The sequence below is a fragment of the Aureimonas phyllosphaerae genome (genome assembly GCF_900113065.1).
GTDB classification, from domain to species: Bacteria; Pseudomonadota; Alphaproteobacteria; order Rhizobiales; family Rhizobiaceae; genus Aureimonas; species Aureimonas phyllosphaerae.
The window spans coordinates 558,903-575,078 of the sequence record NZ_FOOA01000001.1; the positions used below are offsets into that span (position 1 = coordinate 558,903).

15 protein-coding genes are annotated in these 16,176 nt (G+C 69.7%); 9 read left to right on the plus strand and 6 right to left on the minus strand.

Annotated elements, in window-relative coordinates; genetic code table 11:
• Positions 1–166: 166 nt before the first annotated feature.
• The 3 genes from BM175_RS02720 to BM175_RS02730 all read left to right on the plus strand — a co-directional run bounded on the left by BM175_RS02720 (position 167) and on the right by BM175_RS02730 (position 5,047).
• Positions 167–472 carry a hypothetical protein gene (locus BM175_RS02720; protein ID WP_090958810.1) on the plus strand — a complete coding sequence of 102 codons (306 nt, stop codon included), beginning with the start codon at positions 167–169 and terminating at the stop codon, positions 470–472.
• Positions 473–562: 90 nt separating this feature from the next.
• Complete coding sequence (locus tag BM175_RS02725) at positions 563–1,792, plus strand: efflux RND transporter periplasmic adaptor subunit (protein ID WP_090958813.1); 1,230 nt, start codon at positions 563–565, stop codon at positions 1,790–1,792.
• A gap of 75 nt (positions 1,793–1,867) precedes the next feature.
• A complete protein-coding gene (locus BM175_RS02730; RefSeq protein WP_090958816.1) occupies positions 1,868–5,047 on the plus strand; it encodes an efflux RND transporter permease subunit in 3,180 nt (1,059 codons plus the stop codon).
• A 26-nt stretch (positions 5,048–5,073) separates the two neighbouring features.
• Here the strand turns inward: BM175_RS02730 and BM175_RS02735 are convergent, their stop codons facing one another.
• The gene (locus BM175_RS02735; RefSeq protein WP_090958819.1) at positions 5,074–5,967 is read right to left on the minus strand and encodes an alpha/beta hydrolase family protein; all 894 of its coding nucleotides are present in this window, start codon (positions 5,965–5,967) and stop codon (positions 5,074–5,076) included.
• A 71-nt stretch (positions 5,968–6,038) separates the two neighbouring features.
• Entirely contained in the window at positions 6,039–6,635 is a 597-nt protein-coding gene (locus BM175_RS02740) for a TetR/AcrR family transcriptional regulator (protein WP_090958821.1), read from the minus strand.
• Between the two features lie 152 nt (positions 6,636–6,787).
• Between BM175_RS02740 and BM175_RS02745 the strand changes: the two genes are divergently transcribed.
• The 3 genes from BM175_RS02745 to BM175_RS02755 all read left to right on the plus strand — a co-directional run bounded on the left by BM175_RS02745 (position 6,788) and on the right by BM175_RS02755 (position 8,834).
• Positions 6,788–7,186 carry a RidA family protein gene (locus tag BM175_RS02745; protein WP_090958824.1) on the plus strand — a complete coding sequence of 133 codons (399 nt, stop codon included), beginning with the start codon at positions 6,788–6,790 and terminating at the stop codon, positions 7,184–7,186.
• Between the two features lie 116 nt (positions 7,187–7,302).
• A complete protein-coding gene (locus tag BM175_RS02750; protein ID WP_090958827.1) occupies positions 7,303–8,103 on the plus strand; it encodes a DUF1684 domain-containing protein in 801 nt (266 codons plus the stop codon).
• 38 nt (positions 8,104–8,141) lie between these two features.
• On the plus strand, positions 8,142–8,834 hold the full coding sequence (locus BM175_RS02755) for an MBL fold metallo-hydrolase (protein WP_090958829.1): 693 nt from the start codon (positions 8,142–8,144) through the stop codon (positions 8,832–8,834).
• A gap of 39 nt (positions 8,835–8,873) precedes the next feature.
• Here BM175_RS02755 and BM175_RS02760 read toward each other — a convergent pair whose 3' ends face one another.
• The 4 genes from BM175_RS02760 to BM175_RS02775 form a co-directional block, all read right to left on the minus strand.
• Entirely contained in the window at positions 8,874–9,368 is a 495-nt protein-coding gene (locus BM175_RS02760; RefSeq protein ID WP_090958832.1) for a DUF427 domain-containing protein, read from the minus strand.
• Positions 9,365–9,727: a thiol-disulfide oxidoreductase DCC family protein gene (locus BM175_RS02765; protein WP_090958835.1), complete on the minus strand. Its 363-nt coding sequence runs from the start codon at positions 9,725–9,727 to the stop codon at positions 9,365–9,367. Before BM175_RS02765 ends, BM175_RS02760 begins: the two co-directional genes overlap by 4 nt.
• Positions 9,724–10,860: an FAD-binding domain-containing protein gene (locus tag BM175_RS02770; protein ID WP_090958837.1), complete on the minus strand. Its 1,137-nt coding sequence runs from the start codon at positions 10,858–10,860 to the stop codon at positions 9,724–9,726. Before BM175_RS02770 ends, BM175_RS02765 begins: the two co-directional genes overlap by 4 nt.
• Before the next feature lie 67 nt (positions 10,861–10,927).
• Positions 10,928–12,019 carry an SPL family radical SAM protein gene (locus tag BM175_RS02775; protein WP_090958840.1) on the minus strand — a complete coding sequence of 364 codons (1,092 nt, stop codon included), beginning with the start codon at positions 12,017–12,019 and terminating at the stop codon, positions 10,928–10,930.
• A 201-nt stretch (positions 12,020–12,220) separates the two neighbouring features.
• Between BM175_RS02775 and BM175_RS02780 the strand changes: the two genes are divergently transcribed.
• From BM175_RS02780 to BM175_RS02790, 3 genes are all read left to right on the plus strand, one after another.
• Positions 12,221–13,258, plus strand: coding sequence for a LacI family DNA-binding transcriptional regulator (locus BM175_RS02780; protein ID WP_175526732.1), 1,038 nt, complete (start codon positions 12,221–12,223; stop codon positions 13,256–13,258).
• A gap of 306 nt (positions 13,259–13,564) precedes the next feature.
• On the plus strand, positions 13,565–14,614 hold the full coding sequence (gene chvE, locus BM175_RS02785) for a multiple monosaccharide ABC transporter substrate-binding protein (RefSeq protein WP_244545842.1): 1,050 nt from the start codon (positions 13,565–13,567) through the stop codon (positions 14,612–14,614).
• Between the two features lie 231 nt (positions 14,615–14,845).
• Positions 14,846–16,168 (plus strand): ABC1 kinase family protein, encoded by a 1,323-nt coding sequence (locus tag BM175_RS02790; protein WP_090958849.1) that lies wholly within the window; start codon positions 14,846–14,848, stop codon positions 16,166–16,168.
• The last annotated feature ends 8 nt before the right edge of the window (positions 16,169–16,176 follow it).

Here is a 16,176-nt window from a genome sequence, read left to right on the forward strand (position 1 = left end):
GATGTCCGAGACCGGACCCGATGCCGACGCACGTTCGTGCTGCGGCAGGGATGGGCGCGCGCTCTCCGCATGCGGCCTCCCGTTCCCAACCTTCCGACCGCTTGTTCCGCGCGCCCCCGGCGTCGCGGCAGCGATCTCTTGCGACCTGTTTTCCGGAGACCAACCCATGTCCCGCATTCTTTTCTCCGCCACCGCCGCCCTCCTGCTCTCTGCCGGCTTCGCCTCCGCCGCGGACCTCGTTCCGGGCTCCGATCTCGGCGTGCGCCAGGCGCAGGCTGCCGCCGACCACTCGGTGGTGACCGGGACTGTGAAGAGCCGCGATCGTTCCGAGACCTCCTACGGCTACCAGTCCGGCCGCACCGTGCGCTCGGAGTCCTTCGTGCCGGCCGAACGGCCTGAGGTGCGCGAGAACGCCCGCAGCCAGTCCTTTGCCCGGGGCGGCGCGATCGTTCCCGGCTCCGACAGCTTCTGAGAAAGCGGCCTGCCGTCAGCGCCCCCGCGCGCCGGCGGGCCTCCCGCCTTTCCCATCCGTCCGCCCCCCGCATCGATCGAGGAAGACCCCATGTCCAAACTCCATTCCGTCCTGAACGGCGTCGCCGCGGTCATGGCAAGTTCCGTCGCGGCGGCCTTTGCCGTCACATTCCTTGGCCTCGGCGTGATCAGCCATGAGCCCCGGCCAGCGGCCGGCGCCGAAACGAGCGAAGCCGCGCCCCCAGCGGCCGTGCCGGCATCGGTCGCCCGGGTCGAGCGGCGTCCGGTCGAGCTCTGGTCGCGCCATTCGGGCCGGCTCGAGGCGGTCGAGCGGGTCGAGATCCGCTCGCGCGTCGCCGGTGCGGTCCTCGCGACGCATTTCGAGGAGGGTGCCCTGGTGGAAAAGGGTGCGCTTCTCGTCACCATCGATCCCGAGCCCTATCGCGCAGCGGTGGAGCGGTCCCGCTCCGACCTGCAGGCTGCGCAGGCGCGCCTCGCGTTTGCCGAAGGCGAACGCGATCGCGGCGCACAGCTTCAGGGGAACCGCACCATCGCAGGCTCCGAATACGAGCGCCGTGTCCAGGCCGCCGCCGAGGCGCAGGCCCAGCTCTCGGCTGCCGCCGCCACTCTGCGCAGCGCCGAGCTCGATCTCTCCTATACCGAGATCCGGGCGCCGGTGTCCGGGCGTATCGGGCGGCTCCTCGTGACGAGCGGCAACCTCGTCTCGGCCGGGGCCGCCTCGCCGGTCCTGGCGCGGATGGTGTCGGTCGATCCCGTCTACGCCACGATCGACGCCGACGAGGGCAGCACGCAGCGCCTGCTGCAGTCCGCCGGCGGCATGGACGGCATCGGGCGCATTCCGGCTCGCCTCGATCTCCAGAACGGTGGCAGCGTCGAAGGCCATGTCCGCTTCGTCGATCCGACCGTCGACCCCGCCAACGGCACGGTCGCCATCCGCGTCGCCTTTCCGAACGCCGAGGGAGCGCTGATGCCGGGCCAGTTCGCCAAGGTCCGTCTTGGTGAACCCAAGGCGGAACCGGCCCTTCTCGTGTCCGAGCGGGCGGTCGGCACCGATCAGGACAAGCGCTATGTGCTGGTGGTCGACGAGACCGATACGGTGCAGTACCGCGAAGTGCATCTCGGCGCGGCGTCCGGCGACATGCGTGTCGTCGAAAGCGGCCTCGCCGTCGACGAGCGCGTCGTCGTCAATGGCCTGCAGCGTCTGCGCCCCGGCGCCAAGGTCGCCCCCCAGATGGTCTCGATGGAGACCGGCCGCAGCCTCGACCGACAGGCCAGCGCGGACGCCCCCGCCACGCGCTGAGCCGAGGCCCCCGGCGGAGTCCCTCCCGCTCCGCCGGGGCCGTCCCTCGTCCTTCCCCTTCGAAAGCGTCAGCCCGTGAACATTTCCCGGTTCTTCGTGGACCGTCCCGTCTTTGCGGGCGTCCTGTCCGTCATGATCTTCCTTGGCGGCCTCCTGTCCATCTTCGCGCTGCCGATCTCGGAATATCCCGAGGTCGTGCCACCCTCGGTCGTCGTGCGCGCCGCCTATCCCGGCGCCAATCCGGCCGTGATCGCCGAGACGGTGGCGACGCCGCTCGAGGAGCAGATCAACGGCGTCGAGAACATGCTCTACATGTCGAGCCAGGCGACGACGGACGGCACGCTGCAGCTGACCGTCACCTTCCGCATCGGCACCGATCCCGACCAGGCGCAACAGCTCGTCCAGAACCGCGTCGCGCAGGCCGAGCCGCGCCTGCCCGAGGAAGTCCGCCGCCTCGGCGTGTCGGTGGTGAAGTCCTCGCCCGACCTCATGCTGGTCGTTCACCTCACCTCGCCCAACGGGCGCTACGACCTCACCTATCTTCGCAACTACGCGCTTCTCAACGTGCGCGACCGCCTCGCGCGCATCGACGGCATGGGCCAGGTCCAGCTCTTCGGCTCGGGCGACTATTCCATGCGCATCTGGCTCGACCCCGAGAAGACCGCCGCCCGCGGCCTCTCGGCAAACGACGTCGTGACCGCGATCCGCGAGCAGAACGTGCAGGCCGCGGCCGGCGTCATCGGCGCCTCGCCGAGCGTCGCCGGCGTCGAGTTCCAGTTGTCCGTCAACGCGCAGGGGCGCCTGCGGGACGTCGAGGAATTCGCCGACATCATCGTTCGCACCGATCCCGAGACGGGCGCGATCACGCGCATCCGCGACATCGGCCGCGTCGAGCTCGGCGCCTCGGAATACGCCCTGCGCTCGCTCCTTTCCAACGAGCCGGCGGTCGCCGTCCCCGTCTTCCAGGCACCCGGCTCCAATGCCATCGCGATCGCCGACGAGGTGCGCCGCACAATGGCCGAGATCAAGCAGACGATGCCGGACGGCGTCGACTACGAGATCGTCTACGACACGACCCAGTTCGTGCGCGCCTCGATCGACGCCGTGGTCCACACCCTGCTCGAAGCCGTGGTGCTGGTCGTGATCGTCGTCGTGGTCTTCCTCCAGACCTGGCGCGCCTCGATCATCCCGCTTCTGGCCGTGCCCGTCTCGATCGTCGGCACCTTCGCGGTGATGCATCTCCTCGGCTTCTCGATCAACGCGCTGTCGCTCTTCGGCCTCGTCCTGGCCATCGGCATCGTGGTGGACGACGCGATCGTCGTCGTCGAGAACGTCGAGCGCAACATCGAGAACGGCCTCTCGCCGCGCGAGGCGACCTATCAGGCGATGCGCGAGGTGTCGGGTCCGATCGTCGCGATCGCGCTGGTGCTCGTCGCCGTGTTCGTGCCGCTCGCCTTCATCTCCGGACTCACCGGCCAGTTCTACCGGCAGTTCGCGCTGACGTTGGCGATCTCGACCGTCATCTCGGCCTTCAACTCGCTCACCCTGTCGCCAGCGCTCGCCGCCCTCCTCCTGCGGGGCCACGATGCGCCGAAGGATCGTCTGACGCGCATCCTCGACGGCGCGCTCGGCTGGTTCTTCCGCGGCTTCAACCGCTTCTTCGGCGCCTCGTCGCGCCGCTACGGCAACGGGCTGGGACGCCTGATCACCCGCAAGGGGATGATGCTCGGCGTCTACATCGTGCTCGTCGCGCTGACGGTCGTGCTGTTCCAGAAGGTGCCCGGCGGCTTCGTGCCGGCGCAGGACAAGCAGTATCTCGTCGGCTTCGCGCAGCTGCCCGACGGCGCCTCGCTCGACCGCACCGAAGCCGTGGCGAAGCGCATGGGCGAGATCGCCCTGAAGACGCCCGGCGTCGAATCGACGATCACCTTCCCGGGCCTCTCGATCAACGGTTTCACCAACTCCTCGAACGCCGCGGTCGTCTTCCTGACCCTCGCCCCGTTTGAGGACCGCAAGACGCCGGAGCTTTCGGCCGGCGCCATCGCGCAGGCGCTGAACGGACAGTTCGCTGGGATCGAGGAGGCCTTCACCGCCATCTTCCCGCCGCCGCCCGTCCAGGGCCTCGGCACCATCGGCGGCTTCAAGCTGCAGATCGAGGACCGCTCCGGCCAGGGCTACAAGGCGCTGGACGACGTGGTGAAGGGCTTCCTCGCGAAGGCCTATCAGGCGCCCGAACTGACCGGCATGTTCACGGGCTACGGCATTGACGTGCCGCAGCTCTTCGCCGACGTCGACCGCGCGCGCGCCCGGCAGCTGAACGTGCCGATCACCGAGATCTTCAACACGCTGCAGATCTATCTCGGCTCGCTCTACGTCAACGACTTCAACGAGTTCGGCCGTACCTACTCGGTGCGGGTCCAGGCCGATGCGCCCTATCGCGCAAGGGCCGAGGACATCGGCAGCCTCAAGGTCCGCTCGACCACGGGCGAGATGATCCCGCTGTCGGCGCTCTTGTCGGTCGACACGGTGGCCGGGCCGGAGCGGGCGCTACGCTACAACGGCTTCCTCGCCGCCGACGTCAACGGCAACGCCGCGCCCGGCTTCTCGTCGGGGCAGGCGCAGGCCGCGGTGGAGCGGATCGCCGCCGAGACGCTGCCGCCGGGCTTCGCCTTCGAATGGACCGAGCTGACCTACCAAGAGATCATCGCGGGCAATTCCGGCATCGTGATCTTCCCCCTGGCGCTGCTCCTCGTCTTCCTGGTGCTCGCCGCGCAGTACGAAAGCCTGACGCTGCCGATCGCGATCCTCCTGATCGTGCCGGCCGGCCTGTTCTCGGCGCTGGCGGGCATCTGGCTGACGGCGGGCGACAACAACATCTTCACCCAGATCGGCCTGATCGTTCTGGTCGGCCTGTCGGCGAAGAACGCCATCCTGATCGTCGAGTTCGCCCGCGAACTGGAAGCCGAAGGGCGCACTCCGCGCGATGCGGCGATCGAGGCGGCGCGGCTGCGGTTGCGGCCGATCCTGATGACCTCGCTCGCCTTCATCATGGGCGTCCTGCCGCTGGTCCTGTCGACGGGTGCGGGTGCCGAGATGCGCTCGGCGATGGGCGTCGCGGTCTTCTCCGGCATGCTCGGCGTCACCGTGTTCGGCCTGTTCCTGACGCCCCTGTTCTACGTCCTCGTGCGTCGGGGCGCCGCCAAGTCGGCGGCCGCCGGGCGGGAGCCACACGCCGCCCTCCCCCACGCCTCCTGAGGCGCAAGAGTCCGGGCGCTCGCCTTTCAACCCACGCGGGCGAAGAAGGCGAGCGCCTCGCGGATGCTGCCGGGGATCGAGCCCATGTGATCGCCCGGCACGACGCGGTGTTCGGCGGTCTGCCCGGCGGCTCTGGCGCGCGCGACGGTCAGGTCGATCGCGCCGCTCGAGCGCGTTTCGCCGTCGCCGTGCGACATGAGGACCGGGCAGCGGAAGCCGGAGGCGAAGCACACGGCCGAACGCATCTCGACCTCGCGCGGGTCCGATATGTCGAACGGGACCTCGTCGGCGAAGCGCCGGAAGAAGATGCGCGTGTCCGGCGACGGCGACAGGGCGGCCGCCGCGCGAAAATCGCCGGCGAGCGCGCCGAGAAGCGTCAGCGTGCCGCCGATGCTGTGGCCGCTGATGTAGACGCGCTCTGGATCGACGTCGGGACGCGCCCGCAGAACCGCGGCGGCGGCGAGCACGTCGTCGGTCTCGTCGTAGAAGGCGGAGAAGTCGCCGGGCTGGCCGTTCTCGCCGCGCATCGTCGGCATCAGCGCATGAAAGCCTGCCGCAACAAAGGGCGCTGCGAGGTCCTGCCAGTGGCCGTGCCAGATCGCGTTGCCGCCGTGGAGAACGAGGACGGCCGGCTTGCGCGCCGAAGCGTCGCCCGGCGGGCTCGCCCAGGCGACGAGCTCGCGCGGGCCCGATGGGTAGCGGAGCGCCACCGCGCCGTCCGGGGCCGTCAGCGGATCGCCCTCGTCGGGTGCGGGTCCGCGCCGAAGGAGCCTGGTCCGGAAGCCGGCGCGGGCCGCCCGGTAGTCGCTGCCGAGAAGCGGCGGGTCGGAGAGAGGCTCCGGCGTCGCGGCGCGGGCGGACGCGAGGCCGAGGGGCGCAAGGGCAAGCGCCGCGAGCAGAGAACGACGATCGAGAACCATGGGTGCACTCCCGAGATCGGAGCGAAGCCTACGCCCGATCGGAGCGGCTGGGTAGCCATATGGCCCCGCGGTCAATCGGCGCGCAGGAGGCCCGAGCAGAGCTGCCGGAAAGCATCGACGGCCTTGCCGAGGACCGCGCGCGGATCTTCCGCAGCTGCGATCCAGAGCGCCGCGTTGAGGGCCGCGCCGTTGATCAGCCGCGCCGCGGCCTCCGGGTCGACGGGCTTCACGACACGCGCGGCGATGAGGTCCTCCAGGGTGCGGATCGTCGTTCGCAGGCAGCTGTCCTGCGAGGGCCAGCGCGAGGGATCGCCGAGCACGGCGGGCCCGTCGAGAAGCACGATCCGCTGCACCTCGGGCTCCAGCGCCAGCTCGATATAGGCGATGCCCTCGGCGAGCAGCGCCTCGAAACCGCCGCCGGCCGCGGTCGCGTCGCGCTTCGCCCGCTCCGCCATCTCGCCGTCGATCTGGTCGACCACGGCCTGCAGCAGGCCCTTCTTGTCGCCGAAGTTGTGATAGAGCGCGCCGCGCGTCAGGCCGGCCTGCGCGGTGAGTTCGTCCATCGACGCCGCCGCATAGCCCTTCTCGGCAAAGGCCGCGCGCGCGGCCGCGATCAGCCTGGCGCGCGTCGCCTCCATCTGTTCCGCCCGTCGACCCGCTGCCGCCATCGCGAATGTTCTCCTGCCGCGAGCGCTTGACATACGCTGCGTATGTGTGCGACCAATTCACATACGCCGCGTATATCAAACCCGCGGGAGGAAGTGAAGCGCGCGCGAGCGCCTCCATGCTCGCCCCTCCTTATCCATTCAGGAACCGACCCATGCTTCAGCGTCAGGCCATCATTCCCGCCAACCGTCACGCCCTCTACGACGCGCACCGCTATTCCGCGGCCATCCGCTCGGGCGACCTCCTGTTCGTGTCGGGTCAGGTCGGCAGCCGCGACGACGGCTCGCCCGAGCCCGACTTCGAGGCGCAGGTGCGGCGGGCCTTCGCCAACCTCGCCAACGTCCTCGCCGCCGCCGGCTGCACCTTCGACGACGTGATCGACGTGACCACCTTCCACACCGACCCGGAAGCCCAGTTCGAGACGATCATGACGGTGCGCGACGGCGTGATCGGCGCCGCGCCCTATCCGAACTGGACGGCGGTCGGCGTCACCTGGCTGGCGGGCTTCGACTTCGAGATCAAGGTGATCGCACGCGTGCCGGCGAGCGCCTGACAGAGGCCGCCTTGCGGCAAACGCGATCGCAAGGGTTGCGCGCCGGGTCGCAGCCTCGCTAGACCCGGCCCGCAAACGCCAGCCTGCTTCGGCACGAGACCGGAAGGACCCATTCCATGAGCGAGACCGCCGAGGACGCGAAGACCGGGTTTGCAGCGTGGCGGGAGCGGCGGCTCGCCGATCTCGCCCGACCCGACGGGTGGCTCAACATCGTCGGCCGCTATCCGCTGGAGAACGGGCGGTTCCGCATCGGCAGCGGACAGGACAACGACATCGTGCTGCCGACCGGCCCCACCGAGGTCGGCACGCTCACGCAGGACGAGACCGGCGTGCGCTTTCAGCCGGCCGGCGGCGGCGCGGAGCAGCGCCTTGCCCTGTCGAAGTCGGCGCCGCCACGCTTTTCGAGCGGCAACCTCCTGCTCGAAGTCACGACGCTGAACGGCGAGAACGCGCTGCGCGTGCGCGACACGACGCCGCTCGAGGGCGAACGCCTGCCGAAACTGACCGCCTTCTCCTACGATCCGACCTGGCGGATCGTCGCCCGCTGGGAGCGGCTGGACACGCCCCACTCGGTCGAGATCGACACCAGCCGCAGCATACGCACTGAGGTGGAGGCGACGCACCGCGCCGTTTTTGAACGGGAAGGCCAGCAATACGAGTTGCTGGCCACGCACGGCACGCCCGAGCGCCCGCAGTTCGTGTTCCGGGACGCGACGGCAAAAACCGGCGAGACCTATCCCGCCGCGCGTTTTCTCTTCGGTGAGGACGTCGCGGACGAGACCATCGTTCTCGACTTCAACCACGCCGTCAGCCCGCCCTGCGCCTTCACCGACTTCGCGGTCTGCCCCCTGCCCCCGCCCGGCAACGTGCTGCCGATCCGCGTCGAGGCCGGGGAGCATGTGCCGCCGGCGCATTGAGGGTTGACGGACCGAGCGGACGCGACGGGAGACGACCGATGAAGATCACCTTCTACGCCCATGCCAGCTTTCGCCTGGAAGCGGACGGCCTTGCGGTCGTCACCGACCCTTATACGCCCGGCCCCGGCCAGAGCGGGTTCGACCCGATCGACGAGCCGGCCGACATCGTCCTGATGAGTTCGGCGACCGACCGTTTCCATTCCGATCCGAGCCATGTCCTCGGCGAACCGGTGGTGGTCAATACGCTGGAACTGCCGAGCGAGGGCACGGTGGTGAAGGGGCTCGCCGTCCGCGCCTTCCCGACCTACGAGAGCCTGACCTTCGACTTCCGGGCGGCGTCCAACCGCGACCCCGACGCCAATGCGCTCTACCTCTTCGAGCTCGGCGGGATCCGCGTTCTCCACATGGGGGACGTCGGCAACCCGATCGCCGACGACCAGCTCGACGCCCTCGCCGGTCAGGTCGATCTCCTGCTCGCGCTGACCGGCGAGCATGCGACGATCGCGCTCGACGATCTCGATCGCGCGATCGAGCGGATCCGCCCCGGCGCGATCATCCCGATGCACTACTACAGCGCGCGTGGCGTGCTCGCGATCGAACCGGTCGAGCGCTTCCTCGACCGGTTCCCCTCTGGACGCGTCCACCGTGTCGGAGCGAGCAGCATGGAGCTGACGCGCGACATGCTGCGGCCGGAGGCGCCCCCGGTCTTCGTTTTGGAACAGTCGCGCTGAGGAGCATTCCCACGGAGCGGACCGCCCGGGTGCGCCACGCTACCAGCCCATGGTTCCCGGCTTGCCCTTGAACGGCCCGGCGACTTTCGAGGTGATCCAGCCGCCGTAGAAGCCGCCCGGCTGCGGCGAGACCGTCTCGCCGTCGACGAGGCAACGATCGAACGGCCGGGCGTAGAAGGCGACGTGGTCGCGCAGAATCTCGAAGGCCGGCGTCGGTGACGCGTAGCTCCAGCCGACCGAGGCGAGCACCTCCCCGTCGACGACCACGTCCCAGTAGGTCGCGGCGCCCTTCCATTCGCATATGGACCGACCGACGCCGCGCCGCAGGATGCCGGGCGCGATGTCCTCGACCGGGATGTAGTAGGTCGGCGGGTGGCTGGTCTCGAGCGTGCGCACGGTGCGGCGGCTGTCGGCGATGCGGCGGCCCTTGTGCTCGATGACGACATGGGCGCTGCACCGTTCCGCGATCGCGGGTCGCGGATAGTCCCAGACGCTTTCCTGACCGTCGCGTGTCGGGTCGGGTGTCGGTCTCATGATCTCTCCCATCGCAAGGCCAGTCGCTGGAGGCGCGGGCGCAAGCGCAGGAAGGCCTGATACAGCACCTCCAGCACGGCCAGCGCGGGTCGGCTGCGAAACAGGAGGCCGAGCGGACGCAAGGCGGGGATGGCGCGCCACATGGCGGCGAAGGCCGCCGCTCCGCTGAGGATGCGCCCGTCTTCGCGCGCATGGAAACGGGCGAGAAGCTCGGCCCGGTCGATCGGACAGTCAGCCCCCTCGCCGGCCGCGGCGTCCTCGAAGCGGATCGCACCGCGCCGGTCAAGACGCCGCATCAGCGCGATCTCGCGTCGGCAAAGGGGGCACGAGCCATCGTGCCAGACCGTCAGTTCGCTCATGGCACCCCGCAGGTGTCGAGGACGTCGGGGATCGCCGAGCGCAGCCGGGAGTAGCCACGCGTCGCGCGCGGCCAGGCCACTTCGTCCCACGGCCGGCGGACGCGCAGGCAGTCCGACGGCAGCGCGGCGGCGCTCGGTCCGCCGGGCGCCCACGGCGTGACGACCGGCAGGTCCGCGGCCCAGCCGTCTTCCAACGCGACCACTGGGCATCCGAAACGGGCCGCAGCGCGCTTCAGGCCGTCGTTCAGCGCCTCGCGGTCGGCCGCCTTCACCCGGTCGGCCGCACCCTCGGCATGAACGAGGAGCCCCGCGACACGTCGGACCCCGTCGAGCGGAAGCGTCTCGACGGTGAGGTCGTCGAGATGGAGAAGCAGCGCGACCTCGCCGGCAGGCGCCTTGTGGGCCGCCGGCAAGGGCACCTCGGCGGGCGTGCGATCCTCTTCGAGCGACGTCGGGTTCTCGTCGAGGTCCTTGGCGTCGAAGCGCCCGTCGGTGTAGCGGCGGATGTTTTCGGCCCGCGCGACATAGTGCTTGCCGCGCGTGTGGAGCCCGGCGACCCAGCGCCAGGACAGGGTGTTGCTGGCCGGATCGCCGTCGAGGAGATGGCGCATGAAGAAGTCCGCCCCGAGCGCCCAGGGCAGGCGAAGCGTGAAGATCCAGATCGAGGCGAACCACATGCGCGTGTGGTTGTGCAGCCAGTTCGTCTCGACGAGTTCGCGCGACCACGCGTCGAAGCAGTCGATGCCGGTGCGCCCGTCCGTCGCCGCCGCATAGGCGCGCCGCAGGCCGGGCTCGGCGTCGAGCCGATCGTGGCCGGCGCGCGCGAGCGCCAGGCAATCGCTCCAGATGCCCGGATGCGTTTCGAGATAACCCTTGAAGTAGGTCCGCCAGAACACCTCGGACACGAACTTCTCGGCACCCCGCTCGCCGAGCTTGGCACGGGCCGCCGCCACGACCTCCCGCTCGTCCAGCAGCCGCCGGCGGAGGAAGGGCGACAGGGCCGAGGTCGTCGGCCGGGCGTCGGGACCGTGGTCGGTGTTGCGCATCGCGGCGTAGTCTGCCGCATCCTCGCGCAGGAACGCAGCGAGGCGTTCGAGGCCGGCCTTGCGGGTGAGAGAAGTCCGTTCCGTCATGCCACCGCTAGATGGCAAAGCATCCGGCATCGTCCATGCGACCGATGCGCCGACGGTGCCCGCCTTCTCATGTCCAGTAGAGGACGCGCATGGCCGGGAGCCTGGCGGCGATCTCGGTCTCGAAGAAGCGCCGCAACGCCGCCATCGTCGGCGCGTCGTAGACCTGCTTGACGGCGCCGAACCGCGTCCGCTTCTCGCGACGTTGCGCCCCGGTCATGTCGAGGTCGGACCCCGGATACCAGCTTTCCAGAACCGCCTTCGACCCCGGCGTATAGCGATGGGTGATGAGTTCCACGGTCGGGTCGGCCGAGGCGGGAAGCTCGCCGAGCACGGCGGCGATATCCGCGATCAGGCCGCCATAGGCGTCCTCCCAACCGTCCGCGGCGATGATCGGGGCGATGGTCAGCCCGATCGGGTAGCCGGCCTCCGCCATGCGCCGCAGCGCCTGCAGGCGCTCCGCGACGCGGCTGGTCCCGCCCTCGAACCGCGCGAAGGCATCGGGGTTCAGCGAGGCGCGCATGCGCGTGCGCCCGCGATGATCGAGATCGAGTAGCGGATCGACGGACGCGAACTTGGTGGTGAAGCGCAGCTGCACCGGCGCGTCCCAGCGCCCGAACCACGAGATCAGCGCGGAGAGCGACCCCGTGACGGGCTCGATGCCTAAGGGATCGGTGTAGCAGGACGCTTCGAACGTCGTTCCCTCGGCAGCCCGCTCGGCGCTGCGGGACGTCACGACGCCCTGCCCGAGGTAGGACGGCAGCGCGCCGGTGATCTCGCTGAGATTGGCGTAGACGCGCGTGATGGGCGGTCCCTTCAGCGAGCCCGCCAAGTAGCAGTAGCTGCAATGGGCCGGGCAGCCTTCCGCCAGATCGACCCGCCAGTCGGCGCTCGGCGCGATGGGCTGGAGGCGGAGCTTCGAAGGCGGCGCGACCACGACCGCGAGCGTCGACTTGGCGCGCGCATAGGCTTTTCGCGGGTCCTCGCCGCGCTCGAGCGGAAGCCGGTCGGAGCGCAGGCGCTCCACGGTGAGCCCCAGCGCCTCCGCCCGCTCAGCGATCGAGCGCCCGTGCGGGTAGGCTTGCGCGGAGGCCGTGACGAGGACGCGCTTCGGACGCCAGATCGGTGTGGAGCGAAGGGCGGGGCGCGGGTCGTGAAGCATGTGTGGTAACGCAGGACGGCCTTGCGCGTTCACCCTGCCCGCCGCGGCAGATCGCACTTTACCGACGCGCCCGGTCCGAAGGTTCGAGGTTCGACCCACACCGGTCTTGCGCCGGATCGCCGGGCGGCTCAAGGAATGGGGCGGGAGAGGGAACGGCCGGGACCCATGCCGTGGCGTGGCCGGAGCGTGCGGGGGAGGTTCATGGACGATCAAGGGCGGATCGGTGCCCCGACGCTACGCGATGTCGCGCGGCGCGCGGCGGTGAGCCTTGCCACGGCCGACCGGGTCGTGAACCGGCGGCCGGGCGTGCGCGCAGCGACGATTGAGCGCGTCGAGGCGGCGGTGCGCGAACTCGGCTTCGAGCGCCATGCGGGCGCGGCCGCCCTCGCCCGCCGCTCCGGCTTCCACGTCACCGCCATCCTGCCGCGCTTTGCCAATCCGTTCGTCGCAGGACTTGCGGAGGAACTCGCCGAGGCCTGCCGCGCCGAGGGACAGCGCCGCCTGACGCTCGCGCTCGACGAGGTCGACCGATTCTCGCCGACGATCCTTGTGGATGCGCTCGCTAGGGCTGCGCGCGGGAGCGACGCCGTGATCACGATGGGGCTCGACGATCCGCGCGTCGCCGAAGCCATCGACGCAGCCGTCGCCGATGGGGTGCCGGTGGTCACCTTGGTGTCGGACGTGCCGGGGTCGAAGCGCCACCGCTATGTCGGCATCGACAACCGCGCGGCGGGCCGGGTCGCGGCGACGATCATCGGGCGGTTCGCGGCCGATCCGGCGGGACAGGTGCTGGTTGTCCTTGGCTCGCAAAACCTTCGCGACCATCGCGACCGGTTGGAAGGCTTCCGCGCGGCGCTCGGTGAGGGCTTTCCCGGGATGAGCGTCGCAGCCGTCCTCGAAGGCGCTGACGACATCGACCGGACGCGCGCGGTCGTCCACGACGCGCTCGCGGCGGGGGCAAGGCCCTGTGCGGTCTACAACGCGGGCGCCGGCTCGTCGGGCGTCGCCGCGGCGATCCGGGAGGCGGGACTCGCGCCCGTGGTGATCGGCCACGAACTGACGTCGGAAACGCGGCCGCTTCTCGAGGAGGGCATCCTCGATGCGCTGATCGCGCAGGACCCCGGCCACGAGGCGCGCTCGGCCGTCCGCTGCCTGATGGCGGCCCTGACCGGGACTGTGCTCAACGAGAGCCAGGAGCGCATTCGCATCGAGGTGATCTTCCCCGACAACCTCCCCTGACCCCGGTTGCCACGCCACCCGTGTTGCGATACCCAGATCGAGGAGATTTGAGGTACGTAGCTCAAAGTGACGGGAACGGCAGCGTGGCGCGCAGGCCGAATGCGGGATGACGGGGTGGGCGTCGCCGGATGGAGGTCCGGGCCTTGGCGCTTCGCCGTCGCTCTCATCCGGGTTGCCGGGCGGCGCCCTGCCCGGATTGCCGCCGGCGCCGGACCTCGAGACAACAGGACTTTGTGCCGGGGGAGGACGGGTCGAGGGACCCGGCATCGGCACGCAGACGGGAGACACACGATGAACCGCAGAACCATGCTTCTGGCCGCCACCATGCTCGGGCTCGGCCTTTCGACGCTCGGCGCGTCGGCGCAGGACAAGGGCACGGTCGGCGTCCTGATGCCGACGAAATCCTCGCAGCGCTGGATCCAGGACGGCGACAACATCGTCAAGCAGCTGCAGGAGCGCGGCTACAAGACCGACCTGCAGTATGCCGAGGACGACATCCCGACGCAGATCAGCCAGCTCGAGAACATGGTGGCCGCGGGCGTCCAGTCGCTGGTGATCGCCTCGATCGACGGCACGACGCTGACGGACGTGCTGCAGCAGGCGCACGACAAGGGCATCAAGGTCATCGCCTACGACCGCCTGATCCGCAACTCGCCGAACGTCGACTACTACACGACCTTCGACAACTTCAAAGTCGGCGTCCTGCAGGCGACCTCGATCGCCGACAAGCTCGACCTGAAGGGCGGCAAGGGTCCCTATGCCATCGAGCTCTTCGGCGGCTCGCCGGACGACAACAACGCGTTCTTCTTCTATAACGGCGCGATGAGCGTGCTGCAGCCCTATATCGACAGCGGCAAGCTGGTCGTGACGTCGGACGAGATGGGCATGGACAAGATCGGCACGCTGCGCTGGGATCCGGCGGTCGCCCAGGCCCGGATGGAGAACCTCCTGTCGTCCTACTACGGCAGCAAGCAGATCGACGCCGTCCTCTCGCCCAACGACAGCCTCGCGATCGGCATCATTTCGGCGCTCACCGCCAACGGCTATGGCGGCAGCGGCAAGCCGATGCCGGTGATCTCCGGTCAGGACGCCGACCTCCCGTCGGTGAAGGCGATCCTGGCGGGCGAGCAGTATTCGACCGTCTTCAAGGACACCCGCGATCTTGCCAAGGTCACCGTCGACATGATCGACGCCATCGGCCAGGGCAAGGAGCCGGCCGTCAACGATACCAAGACCTACGAGAACGGGGTGAAGGTGGTGCCCGCCAACCTCCTGACGCCGGTGCTCGTGACCAGGGACGACATCCAGAAGACGATCGTCGAGAGCGGCTACTACACGGCCGACCAGCTGAAGTAAGCCACACGCACGGAGCAAGCGGACGCCCGTCGATCCTGTCGGCGGGCGTCCTTGCGACCGCCCCCTTTTTTCGGGGCCCTGCGAGCGATTGGCCGCACGGCGCGGGGCGCGACTTTGGCCGAGGCGTCCCCATCTCACCTGCGACGACGGAACCGACGATCCGGCGTGGCCGCAGCGATCGTTCGCCGCGCGGCACACCGGCTTGGTCGGGCAGTGCAGGATGAGGAAGCGATGAGCGGGTGGGACAACGGTTCGAAGGGCCGGTCGGTGCCGAGCGGTCGCCTGTCGCGGCTCGGGCAGTTCGGGCGGCTGGCGGGCGGGATCGCCGGCGGCATGCTCGCCGAGGGAGCGCGGCGCATCGCGGACGGCCAGCGTCCGAGGGTCGGCGACATGCTGCTGACGCCCGGCAATCTCGTGCGCGTCGCCGACCGCCTGTCGCACCTGCGCGGCGCGGCCATGAAGCTCGGCCAAATGATCTCGCTGGATGCCGGCGACACGCTGCCACCGGAGCTTTCCGAGATTATGGCGCGGTTGCGCGCCGAGGCCGACCCTATGCCGCGCGTCCAGCTCGAGCGGGTGCTGACGGCCGAGTGGGGCCGCGAGTGGCGCATTCGCTTCGAGCGCTTTGACGACCGTCCGATCGCAGCCGCCTCGATCGGACAGGTCCATCGCGCCCGGACGCTCGACGGCCGCGAGCTGGCGATCAAGGTCCAGTATCCCGGCGTGCGCGGCAGCATCGATGCGGATGTGGACAACGTCGCAACGCTTCTGCGCGTCTCCGGCCTCCTGCCGCCACAACTCGACATCACGGCCCTTCTCGCCGAGGCGAAGACGCAGCTGCACGAGGAAACCGACTACCGGCGGGAGGGCGCCGAGATGGAGGCCTACGGCCGCCTTCTCCAAGGCAACGACGCCTTCGTCGTGCCGACCGTCGCCGCCGACTTCACGACCGACAACGTGCTGGCCATGTCGTTCATCGAGGGCGTCCCGATCGAGACGACCGCGGGACGCTCGCAGGAGGAGCGCGATCGGATCGCCGCCCGCCTCATCGGTTTGACGCTCGACGAACTCTTCCGCTTCGGGCGGATGCAGACCGATCCGAACTTTGCCAATTTCCGCTACCAGCCGGCGACCGGCCGGATCGTGCTTCTCGACTTCGGTGCCGTGCGCGCCGTCACGGCCGAGACGTCCGAAGCCTACCGCCGGCTTCTGGCTGCCGGCCTTTCGGAAGATCGCGAGGCGGTGAAGCGCGCCGCGGTCGAGGCTGGCTTCCTCGGCGAGGCGGCGGTGCGGCGCCATGGAGATCTCGTCGATCGCATCATCGACCTGATCGTGACGGAAGCGTCGCGCGGGGGACCGTTCGACTTCGCGGACCGACGCCTCGTCCCGATCATCCGCGAGCACGCGACCGCGATGGCGAGCGACCGGGCGACCTGGCACATCCCGCCGACCGACACGCTTTTCGTCCAGCGCAAGGTCAGCGGCATGGCGCTGCTGGCGGCTCGCCTCCAGGCCAAAGTCGATGTCCGCTCGATGGTGCCGGCCTATCTCTGACCGGCCGG